Origin of the sequence: Corynebacterium sp. KPL4015 (assembly GCF_040225725.1) — a bacterium.
GTDB classification, from domain to species: Bacteria; Actinomycetota; Actinomycetes; order Mycobacteriales; family Mycobacteriaceae; genus Corynebacterium; species Corynebacterium rhinophilum.
This window is the reverse complement of record NZ_JBEHGF010000018.1, coordinates 38,363-48,220: the sequence shown is the minus strand read 5'-3', so window position 1 is coordinate 48,220 and position 9,858 is coordinate 38,363. Positions and strand designations below refer to the sequence as shown.

Sequence of the window (9,858 nt, the reverse complement as noted above, 5' to 3'; positions counted from 1 at the left end):
AGCACGTGCTGGCCCCTGACACCATCACACTGCATGCTCTATCGAAAGGTAGAAACACCACTCAAACGGACTTGACCCGTCGTGTTTGCAGCCTTTATTTTTTCCATGCTGAAAATAAGCGAAGCCCAAGACACTGAGGCCGCTTTAGATAAATGCCGCGAGGATGTAACCAGCCGTGCCAAGTATCCCGGAGGAGTCAGTTTTCCAGAAGACATTGACATTCAGTCATCAGATTCAATAACTGATTCGCCGCGCAGGTACTACGCCTTTGGCCACGTTGATTTCCCCAATGGATTTGGCACTCCAGTCCGAGAGTTCTATTCCTGCAACATTGTCGTTGATTTGGGCGATATTCAAGACAGTACCGTCCACGTTGCCAAAGATCCGCTGCGCTAATCGTTCTCGACCACTGCTGCGCTCTTGCAGCCAATGTCGGAAAACTTCCCTCTTTCCCTCTCACTCACTTTGAAAGGTATCCACACCATGACCTCCCCATCCCCTTATTCCGATAATTCCCAACCGGCTGGTCAACCAGCTGGGCAGCCGGCTCCTGAGCATCCCCAAAAGAAAAAGGGCGGCTGCCTTAAGTGGGGCGCAATCATCATCGGTGTCCTCATCGTTATCGCCATCATCGCCAGTTTGGGCGGCAGCGATGATGAAACTAGCGGAAGCTCCACGGACCAGACCACCCCGCAAAGCACTGTAGAGGCCGCCCCAGAGGAAGAGGCCCAAGAAATCAATGCGGACGACGATGCTCGCGATGAACAAGACAATCAGCCAGAAGAACGAAGCGAAGACCAGGATGTCCCGCGCGAATTCAAGAACGCTCTGAAGAGTGCCAAGTTCTACTCAGATTCCATGCACATGTCTAAGCAGGGCCTGTATGACCAGCTCAGCAGCGAATATGGCGATAAATTCAGCCCAGAAGCAGCCCAATACGCAATTGATAATTTGGAGGCAGACTACCGGGATAACGCCCTGGAATCGGCCCGCGTCTATGAAGATATGATGAGCATGTCCCCCAATGCCATCTATGACCAGCTCATCAGTGAATACGGCGATAAGTTCACCGAAGAAGAAGCACAGTACGCCATGGATAATCTGTAGTTGTACCCCACAAGGAACTCGCGCAGTGCCGTCGAGGTGCCTTGCTCTTGCTCGAGGGCGACGCTTATAGTCGCTCTCACTAGCATTGCGGCAACGTTACACTCGAAAGGATTCCTGCCATGCCCGCTCCACACTCCACGTCTGCCTCGGAACCTAATGATGACGATTCCCAGGAGTCATTGCCCCTGACCAAGGATCCATTCCTCAGGTGGAGCGTTCTTGTCCTGATTATCCTTACCATCATCGCCATCGTCACCAACCTGCCTTAAAGCTGGCGACGCTGTAGGCCGATGCCCCATCTAAGCCGCTAGCGCTTGCGCCGGCCGCGGCGAAAGCCTTTTAGCTCCGCCTTCTTGGCAATCGCGGCCACCTGTGCCGCGGTGTAGTTCACTGGCGCAACCCCGGCGCGGGGCAAGACCCATCCCCTCCAGTAAGAAATAATGGCCATGCCGCTGCCGACGATTGGGGAAACCACCATGCCCAAGGCGAATTGGTCATAGGATGCAAAGGTCACCATGACGATGCCGGTCACGATAGACGGCACTGCATAGAGGGGGCTGCCGCCGAAAATGGAAGGGATCTGACCGGAGGCGACATCGCGGACCATTCCCCCGCCGACGGCGGTTAAGACACCTAAAAACGCGCACGGGATCATAGGCATGCCCGCAGCCAGTGCCTTCACGCAACCGGTGGTAGACCACATACCCAAAATGATGGCATCGCCGTGCTCGCGAAAAATCTCCCACGCCTTTCCCTTCAGCTCCATGAGAAAGGCGGTCAGCGCCCCGGCGCAGGCAAGGCCCAAGTACCAGGGATCTGAAATGGCGGCGGCGGGGCCGTCATCGATAAGCATGTCGCGGATCATGCCGCCAGCCAGGCCGGAAAATAAGGCGAGGAAAACAAACCCGACGATGTCGAATTCGCGGCGGCGGGCAATCGTGCCACCGATGATGCCGTTCAAGGCCACTCCGATCAGATCGAAGGCCTGGTACATCGTGTTGATGAGGGGATCCACGTCGTGCATAACAACTACTGAACATAGCCGATCGCAGCGGTTTCGCCCTTTCTAGGGGTAGGAAGTGAGTAAAGTTGATAGACGGTCTCTTCTGGCCGGATTACAGTGTTATCCCGCTTTGTCTCGGTTATCTCGAAAGTTCTTTCATGTCTAACTCAAATGCCAGGTACTTCATCTGGTCCAATGGCCTGCAAAATTTAGGCGACCAGATCGTCGCCTCCAAAACGGTGCTGCCGGCGCTCTTTAATGCGGCAGGCGTCCCCGCCTTCTTCACCGGCCTGCTTACCCCTATCCGGGAATCTGGCTCCATGCTGCCGCAGGCCGCTCTTACCCCCTGGGTGACCACGCACCGCGCACGCAAGCGCTTGTGGATGATCGGCTCGACCGGCCAAGCTATCTCCGCCGCCGTGATTGCCCTTGCAGCTTTCTTTATACGCGGCGCATGGTTGGGCGTGATTGTACTTCTTGCATTGGCGGCGCTTTCCCTATTCCGCGCGTTGTGTTCCATCGCTGGCAAAGACGTCCAAGCGCGCACGATTTCCAAGGGACAGCGCGGCCGGGTGACTGGATCCGCAACGGCCTTGGGCGGCGGGGCCACCCTACTTGCCGGTGTCATCTTATTCCTCTTGGGGGATCTCACGATCTCTACTATGGGCATCGTTTTATTGGTCGGCGCTTCTACCTGGGCCATTGCCACGCGGGTATTTTCGCACGTGGAAGAACCAGTGCCGGAGGGGGAACAAGAGGGCATCGATAAGAGCTGGTGGTCAGATACGTGGAAGCTTTTCACTGACGATGCCCAGTTCCGCAACTTCGTCATCGTTCGCGCACTGCTGCTGGTCTCGGCGCTTTCTACCGCATTTATCGTGCTGCTGCACGATGACCTATCTGGTGTCTTCGGCTTCGTGATTGCCTCTGGTTTGGCCTCACTTATCGGTGGGCGAGTTTCTGGCATATTTTCGGATAAATCCTCCAAAAACACCATGGCGGCTGGTGCTGCCGCCTCCTCCGTTATCATCCTGCTCATCGTGGCTAGTTCCCACTGGGCCCCAGACGCTATGAATGCTTGGGTCATGCCGCTCGGCTTCTTTGCCGTCAATCTCGCGCATACGTCTGTTCGCGTGGCGCGAAAGACCTACGTAGTGGATATGGCCGGTGGGGATAAAAGGACGCAGTACGTGGGTGCGGCTAACACCATGATGGGCATTATTTTGCTCATCGTGGGTGGTATTTCTTCCGTCATCGCTCTCGCGGGGCCAGAGGCAGCGTTGATTTTCTTGGCGCTCGTCGGCTTTATTGGAGTGTGGCGCGCGGGCAGCCTTAAGGAGGTTTCTCGCACATAGTTTAAATATGGACTATAAGATAAAGCCCGAAGAACTAATCAAACTCAACCCCCAGGAGTTTTGTTGACCGTGGAAGCAACTACCCCAAGTGCCGTCGTCGTCCTTGCGGCGGGCGCCGGCACGCGCATGAAATCCACAAAGCAAAAGACTTTGCACGAAATTGGCGGTCGCACGCTGCTTGGACACGCGCTGCACGCCGCGGCGGGTATTAACCCGGATCACCTCGTAACCGTCGTGGGCCACCAGCGCGAGCAGGTCTCGCCCGTCGTAGAAAAAATTGCGAATGAGCTGGACCGTGAGGTCGTGCAGGCCGTGCAGGAAGAACAGCGCGGTACCGGCCATGCCGTGTCCTGCGGGATTTGCCCAATTTCTGATTTCGAAGGCACCATCATCGTCACCAACGGTGATGTGCCGCTTTTGCCCCCAGAAACCATCGAGGGGTTGCGCGATACCCACACCGCTCAAGGCAATGCGGTCACGGTGTTATCCATGCGCCTTGCAGATCCCACCGGTTATGGCCGCATCATTCGCGACACGGACGGATCGGTGTCCGCCATCGTGGAGCACAAGGATGCCACCGAAGAACAGCGCCTGGTTAATGAGGTCAACTCCGGTGTTTTCGCTTTCGATGCGGCAGCATTGCGCGATGCCCTGACCAAGCTTGATACCAATAATGCGCAGGGCGAGCTCTACATTACCGATGTCCTCGAAATCGCCCGCACCGCTGGGCATGGCGTGGGTGCGCACGTGGCCGCGGATCCGCAGGAACTCGCCGGCGTCAATGACCGCGTGCAGCTGGCCGCCGCTGGCCGCGAGCTCAACCGCCGCATGGTGGAAAAGGCCATGCGCGGTGGCGCCACCATCATCGATCCGGAAACCACTTGGATTGGTGTCAATGTCACCATCGGCACCGATGTCACCATCCACCCCGGCACCCAGCTGTGGGGTGCAACGAGCATTGCCGATAATGCCGAGATCGGCCCAGATTCCACGTTGACGAATATGCAGATCGGTACCGGCGCGTCCGTCGTCCGCACCCACGGCAGCGATTCCGTCATCGGCGTCAACGCCAAGATCGGGCCTTTTACCTTCATTCGCCCGAATACCATCGTGGGCGAAGACGGCAAGCTCGGCGGCTTCGTGGAGGCGAAAAATGCCGAGCTCGGCCGCGGTACCAAGGTGCCGCACCTTACCTATATCGGCGATGCCACCGTAGGCGAGGAATCCAATATCGGGGCATCCTCGGTCTTCGTCAATTACGACGGTGTAAACAAGCACCACACCACCATTGGCAGCCACGTGCGCACCGGCTCGGATACGATGTTTATCGCTCCGGTCAATGTCGGTGATGGCGCGTACTCCGGTGCGGGTACAGTAATTAAAGACGATGTTCCCGCGGGAGCACTCGTAGTCTCCGGTGGCAAACAGCGCAATATCGAAGGCTGGGTTGAAAAGAAGCGTCCGGGCACCCCAGCGGCAGAAGCCGCAGCCCGTGCACAGGACAACGAAAAGTAAAGGGGCATATTCTCCTATGACTGGCAAGGTAACTGGTAGTAGCAAGAACATGAAGCTCTTTTCTGGGCGCGCACACCCAGAATTGGCAGAGGCAGTGGCAAAGGAACTCAAGACTGATCTGGTTCCTACCACCGCCCGGGACTTCGCCAATGGTGAGATCTTCATCCGCTTCGAAGAGTCCGTGCGCGGTGCTGACTGCTTCGTCATGCAATCGCATTCCCAGCCGCTTAATAAGTGGTTGATGGAACAGCTCATCATGATCGATGCGTTGAAGCGTGGTTCCGCCAAGCGCATTACCGCGATCTTGCCGTTCTACCCATATGCGCGTCAGGATAAAAAGCACTTGGGCCGCGAGCCCATCTCCGCCCGCCTGGTCGCAGATCTCCTGCAGGCAGCCGGCGCGGACCGCATCGTCTCGGTGGACCTGCACACGGATCAGATTCAGGGCTTCTTCGACGGTCCGGTGGACCACATGCACGCCCAGCCCATCTTGACGGACTACATCAAGTCCAAGTACGCCACCGATAACATCGCCGTCGTCTCCCCCGATGCCGGCCGCGTGAAGGTCGCCGAAAAGTGGGCCCACGACTTGGGCGATGCCCCGCTGGCCTTCGTGCACAAGACCCGCTCCAATACCGAGGCCAATAAGACGGTCTCCAACCGCGTAGTGGGTGAAGTTGAGGGCAAGGACTGCGTGCTTCTCGATGACATGATTGACACCGGTGGCACCATCGCCGGCGCCGTGCGCGTCCTCAAGGAAGCGGGCGCAAAGAAGGTCATCATCGCCTGTACCCACGGCGTCTTCTCTGACCCTGCCCGCGAGCGCCTGTCCGAGTGCGGTGCCGAGGAAGTCATCACCACCGATACCCTTCCGCAGTCCACCGAAGGCTGGTCCAACCTCAAGGTCCTGTCCATTGCCCCACTGCTGGCTCGGACCATCCATGAGATCTTCGAAAACGGTTCCGTGACTACCCTTTTCGACCGCGCATAAGCGTTTCGCCGGTCGCACTACAACTCACACCCCGCCCTTCGCGCTCACCGTGAACGGCGGGGTGTCGGTGTTTTCCATCCCCGTGAGCGCCAAAGGCGTCGCAGGTACACGCAAGCACTACCGCACTACCGCCTGCCGTTCGCCCCACTCCTCCCTTCGCGCTCACCGCGTAACCCGAGCTACAGACATACGCGCTACCGGTGAGCGCGAAGGGCGTAATCAGAGGAAAGGGCGCGAAGGAAGATTAACGGGGTGAGTTTTGGTTTCATCGGCCGAAAGATGCTAATCTAACTCAGTCTCGGCGAGGGCGACTCAAAAATTGGGAAGCCGTTATCGACGCGATTGAAGTTAGAGCATGTTGCTTTTATTGACGCCTGCGATGACTCGTCCAAGACGTTCATCGGCAGGCTTTCGTCGTTTTTATACCTTCGATAGCCTCGCCGCACTACACCGACAAAGGAGATTGCATCATGGCAGAGCGCCCAATTATTAAAGCAGAACCACGTACCGTCTTTGGCAAGGGCTACGCCCGCCGCCTGCGCCGCGACTGGAAGGTTCCCGGCGTAATCTACGGTAGCGACCAGGAGCCCGTACACTTCGCAGTGCCACTGCTGGACATCCAGTCCCTCGTTCGCAACAACGGTGTCAACGCCGTTCTGGAGCTTGAGCTTGAGGGCGAGCAGTACCTGACCATGGTCAAGAACGTTGACCAGAACGTGCTCACCATGGACATCGACCACGTTGACTTGCTGCTGATTAAGCGCGGCGAGAAGGTCGAGGTTGAGGTTCCGATTACCCTGACCGGCGAGTCCGCACCGGGCACCATGCACATTCAGGATGCAGACGTCCTCATGGTTGAGGCTGACGTACTAAGCATTCCGGAAGAGATCGAGCTGTCCATCGAGGGCCTCGAGGACGGCGAGGTCATCACCGCCGCCGACATCACCATGCCGGAAGGCACCACCCTGGTGGCAGACCCAGAGACCGTTATCCTCTCCATCTCCCTGCCTGAGGTTGACGAGGAGCTCGAAGAGGCCGCTGAGGCTGCTGAGGAAGGCGGCGCCGACGCTGGTGCCGACTCCGTCGACGAAGAGGCCGAAGGCGAGTCCTCCGAGTCCGACGACTCCGAGGAGTAATTTCCCACTCCCCCAAACGCATATCGCCGTGAGCAGCAATGCTCACGGCGATATCGCAGTTTTATAGATGGTTTATAAATCTTGTCCGGCAAGTTCACGAATTCTAGGCGTGATTTCGATCTTGCCCTTGCCTTCCTTAGCGCGCTTGATAATGAGCCGCGCAGCAGCAACTTTGCCACTAGGAACATTTTCGGTTTCGCGATCAACTTCAGGTGATTTTTCGGGCATGGGGCGCACCTCCTTAATCACTACGATACTTCCCCAAGTCCACCGCTGTAAGAGGTATTTTTAGCACCCAAGCAGCAGTGATACTCGGCGGCATATTCTATGGAGCATAGACTTGTATTTCCAATAGAATTTCAATCTATGCGACAATAATGCAGTGACTCCACTACTCGTAGTAGGCCTTGGCAATCCTGGCCCGAAATATTCCGGCACGCGGCACAATATCGGCTTCGACGTTGCCGATGAGCTCGCCGGTGAATTAATGAGCAGCTTTTCGGTGCATAAGAAGACTAATACCGAGGTCGCGGAAGGAATGCTATCCGGACGCAAGGTAATCTGCGCTAAACCGCGGTCCTTTATGAACATGTCTGGCGGGCCGATCAAGGCACTCGCCCAGTACTTCCATCTGGCACCCGCAGATATTGTGGTGATGCACGATGAATTAGAACTCGACTTCGGGACCGTGAAATTGCGCCAAGGCGGTGGCGATCACGGGCACAACGGTCTGCGCTCTACTACGAAGTCGCTCGGTACTAAGGACTATCAGCGCCTTTCTATCGGCATCGGAAGGCCGCCAGGCCGGATGGATCCGGCATCGTTTGTGCTCAAGCCGTGGTCCAAACAAGAAAAGGTGGAGATCCCCATCCTCTGCGCTGACGCAGTAGCAGAAATAAGGAGTGCGCTAGACTAGCTGGCATGAAATTGGCTACTCTTCGCACCGCGTTCGGCACCTCTGCAATCCGCATTGAAGGCGATAATGTGGGAGTGTAGCTGGACTACGAGGACGTAGGCGCGCTGCTGCGCAGCGAAGATTGGCGCAAGGCCGCACAACTATCCGGCGAGCCGATAGTCTTTGAGCAGCATGATTTAGAAGCAGTCGTCCCAACGCCAGGAAAGATCATCTGCGTAGGCCTTAATTACGCCAAGCATATCCGGGAAATGGGCCGCGACTTTCCCGAGCACCCCACGCTATTTATCAAGTTCGCCGATGCTCTGACTGGCCCCTACGATGACGTCTATATCCCCGAGTACGCAACCCAGAAGCTGGACTATGAGGGTGAGCTAGCGGTGGTCATCGGCGAGCGCGCGCACCGCGTAACCCGCGCAGACGCATTAGATTACGCGGCGGGGTATTCCATCATGAATGACTACACCCTGCGCGATTTTCAGCGTCAGACCAGCCAATTCCACGCGGGCAAGTCTTTTTATCGCACCGCAGGCTTTGGGCCTTGGCTGACCACCCCTGATGAATGGGCGCCGGGCAAAAGCGCGCGACTGACCACCACGGTTAATGGCGAGGTGCGCCAGCAGGACAATACTGATGACCTCATCTTTTCCATCGCTGAGCTCATCGAATTTTGCTCGCAGCTCTATCCCCTCAACCCCGGTGATGTCATCGTGACCGGTACGCCCGAAGGCGTTGGTTTTGCCCGCGACCCGCAGCAATTCCTCCAGAACGGCGATACCGTCGCCATAGACGTCGAAGGGCTCGGTCATATTTCTAATACCACTCGCTACGGCGAGCCCGGCCTCTAAGCCTGCTGCACATACCCCGCACAAGCTGTGGTTGGGTTCTCACTCCAACGAGGGCACACCAGTTTTCTAGATAGGGCCACCAAGCCGTTAAGCTGGAAGAATGAGCACCAAAAGCAGCAAATCCCCTAAGAAGCTGAATAAGAAGGCCTACGAAAAAGAGCTCGAGCGGTTGCAAGCAGAGCTCGTTGATATGCAGCAGTGGGTCGTTGAAACCGGCGCCCGCGTGGTCATCATCATGGAAGGCCGCGACGCCGCCGGCAAGGGTTCTGCCATCAAGCGCATCACGCAGTATCTCAACCCCCGCACCTGCCGGATCGAGGCTCTTCCGGCCCCGAACTCGCGCGAACAGGGCCAGTGGTATTTCCAGCGCTACGTGGAAAAGCTGCCGACCAAGGGCGAAATCGTCATCTTTGACCGCTCTTGGTACAACCGCGCCGGCGTTGAGCGCGTCATGGGCTTTTGCACCGACCAAGAATACGTCCGCTTCTTGCACCAGGCTCCCACCTTTGAGCAGATGCTTGTGGAAGACGGCATCATCCTGCGCAAGTACTGGTTCTCTGTCTCTGATGAAGAGCAGATTAAGCGCTTTGAATCCCGCCGCAATGATCCGCTGCGCCGCTGGAAGCTCTCCCCCATGGATCTCCAATCCATTACCCGCTGGGAAGACTATTCCCGCGCCAAGGATGCCATGTTCATCCATACCGATACCCCGACCGCGCCGTGGTACACCGTGGAGTCTGAGGATAAAAAGCGCTCGCGCATCAACGTCATTTCGCACCTGCTCAATACCATCCCTTACGAAAAGATCGAGCGCGAGCTGCCGGAAATCCCACACCGTCCCGATTCCGATGGCAAGACCTACGAGCGCCCAGACCGCGAAGAGTTCCGCTATGTGCCGGATGTAGCCGCCAAGCTAGAGGACTCGTCTAAAAAGAAGGGTAAGAAGAAAAGCAAGAAGAAGGACAAAAAGAAGTAGTCCCCCCGAAGGCG

General features: G+C 57.0%; 11 protein-coding genes and 1 pseudogene. 10 read left to right on the top strand and 2 right to left on the bottom strand.

Translation table 11 applies throughout. The features are described from left to right. Positions 1–81: 81 nt before the first annotated feature. The 3 genes from ABRP64_RS07935 (at position 82) to ABRP64_RS07925 (ending at position 1,376) form a co-directional block, all read left to right on the top strand. Positions 82–396: a hypothetical protein gene (locus ABRP64_RS07935; protein WP_349866057.1), complete on the top strand. Its 315-nt coding sequence runs from the start codon at positions 82–84 to the stop codon at positions 394–396. 87 nt (positions 397–483) lie between these two features. Continuing rightward, on the top strand, positions 484–1,107 hold the full coding sequence (locus tag ABRP64_RS07930; protein ID WP_349866055.1) for an Ltp family lipoprotein: 624 nt from the start codon (positions 484–486) through the stop codon (positions 1,105–1,107). A gap of 119 nt (positions 1,108–1,226) precedes the next feature. Further along, complete coding sequence (locus tag ABRP64_RS07925) at positions 1,227–1,376, top strand: hypothetical protein (RefSeq protein WP_349866053.1); 150 nt, start codon at positions 1,227–1,229, stop codon at positions 1,374–1,376. A gap of 38 nt (positions 1,377–1,414) precedes the next feature. Here ABRP64_RS07925 and ABRP64_RS07920 read toward each other — a convergent pair whose 3' ends face one another. Continuing rightward, entirely contained in the window at positions 1,415–2,131 is a 717-nt protein-coding gene (locus ABRP64_RS07920; protein ID WP_349866051.1) for a trimeric intracellular cation channel family protein, read from the bottom strand. A gap of 137 nt (positions 2,132–2,268) precedes the next feature. Here ABRP64_RS07920 and ABRP64_RS07915 point away from each other — a divergent pair, with 137 nt between their 5' ends. From ABRP64_RS07915 to ABRP64_RS07900, 4 genes are all read left to right on the top strand, one after another. Beyond that, on the top strand, positions 2,269–3,465 hold the full coding sequence (locus tag ABRP64_RS07915; RefSeq protein ID WP_349866049.1) for an MFS transporter: 1,197 nt from the start codon (positions 2,269–2,271) through the stop codon (positions 3,463–3,465). Between the two features lie 69 nt (positions 3,466–3,534). After that, complete coding sequence (gene glmU / locus ABRP64_RS07910; RefSeq protein WP_349866047.1) at positions 3,535–4,980, top strand: bifunctional UDP-N-acetylglucosamine diphosphorylase/glucosamine-1-phosphate N-acetyltransferase GlmU; 1,446 nt, start codon at positions 3,535–3,537, stop codon at positions 4,978–4,980. Positions 4,981–4,996: 16 nt separating this feature from the next. After that, the gene (locus tag ABRP64_RS07905) at positions 4,997–5,971 is read left to right on the top strand and encodes a ribose-phosphate diphosphokinase (RefSeq protein WP_284771310.1); all 975 of its coding nucleotides are present in this window, start codon (positions 4,997–4,999) and stop codon (positions 5,969–5,971) included. 470 nt (positions 5,972–6,441) lie between these two features. Further along, the gene (locus tag ABRP64_RS07900) at positions 6,442–7,107 is read left to right on the top strand and encodes a 50S ribosomal protein L25/general stress protein Ctc (protein ID WP_284771309.1); all 666 of its coding nucleotides are present in this window, start codon (positions 6,442–6,444) and stop codon (positions 7,105–7,107) included. A gap of 72 nt (positions 7,108–7,179) precedes the next feature. Here the strand turns inward: ABRP64_RS07900 and ABRP64_RS07895 are convergent, their stop codons facing one another. Next, positions 7,180–7,335 carry an RNA helicase gene (locus tag ABRP64_RS07895; protein ID WP_284771308.1) on the bottom strand — a complete coding sequence of 52 codons (156 nt, stop codon included), beginning with the start codon at positions 7,333–7,335 and terminating at the stop codon, positions 7,180–7,182. A 154-nt stretch (positions 7,336–7,489) separates the two neighbouring features. On the opposite strand from ABRP64_RS07895, the gene pth reads away from it, so the two are divergent. The 3 genes and pseudogenes from pth to ppk2 all read left to right on the top strand — a co-directional run bounded on the left by pth (position 7,490) and on the right by ppk2 (position 9,844). Continuing rightward, a complete protein-coding gene (gene pth, locus ABRP64_RS07890; RefSeq protein WP_284771307.1) occupies positions 7,490–8,023 on the top strand; it encodes an aminoacyl-tRNA hydrolase in 534 nt (177 codons plus the stop codon). A 5-nt stretch (positions 8,024–8,028) separates the two neighbouring features. Further along, positions 8,029–8,868 (top strand): annotated as a pseudogene (locus ABRP64_RS07885) (fumarylacetoacetate hydrolase family protein). Between the two features lie 100 nt (positions 8,869–8,968). Continuing rightward, positions 8,969–9,844 carry a polyphosphate kinase 2 gene (gene ppk2, locus ABRP64_RS07880; protein WP_284611046.1) on the top strand — a complete coding sequence of 292 codons (876 nt, stop codon included), beginning with the start codon at positions 8,969–8,971 and terminating at the stop codon, positions 9,842–9,844. Positions 9,845–9,858: the final 14 nt, after the last annotated feature.